The sequence below is a fragment of the Ruminococcus sp. MCC718 genome, from assembly GCF_018783905.1.
Classification (GTDB): Bacteria; Bacillota; Clostridia; order Lachnospirales; family Lachnospiraceae; genus Hominisplanchenecus; species Hominisplanchenecus faecis.
The window spans coordinates 1-322 of the sequence record NZ_WQNP01000107.1 but is presented as its reverse complement, the minus strand read 5'-3'; the positions used below and the strand labels follow the sequence as shown (position 1 = coordinate 322).

At 44.7% G+C, this 322-nt stretch carries 2 protein-coding genes; both read left to right on the top strand.

Annotated elements, in window-relative coordinates; translation table 11 throughout:
• Window positions 1-196 (top strand): hypothetical protein (locus tag GPK60_RS09750; RefSeq protein ID WP_252191358.1); only part of this gene is annotated, 196 nt, incomplete at its 5' end.
• A partial coding sequence (locus GPK60_RS09745; protein ID WP_215659720.1) for a TcpE family conjugal transfer membrane protein occupies window positions 132-322 on the top strand: 191 nt, incomplete at its 3' end. The genes GPK60_RS09750 and GPK60_RS09745, both read left to right, overlap by 65 nt.

Here is a 322-nt window from a genome sequence, read left to right as displayed (position 1 = left end):
TGTGAGGTACTGCGTTAAGGGCTGGCAGATCAGCACCGCCACTGGTGCTACTGTCAGCTTTTCTCTTGGGGGCAGTCTGGGAAATCCGGCTGTCCCTGTTGTTATGAAAATGAAGAAAGGAGTATTTACAAGTGAAGAAAATCCGAAGTTATACAAGTATCTGGAACGTGGAAAAGGTACTGTACGCCATCAATGATGTAAACCTGCCATTCCCCGTGACCTTTACCCAGATTACATGGTTTGTGCTGACGGAATTTATCATCATTCTGTTTGCAGATGTACCGCCACTTTCCATGATTGAGGGTGCGTTTTTGAAATATTT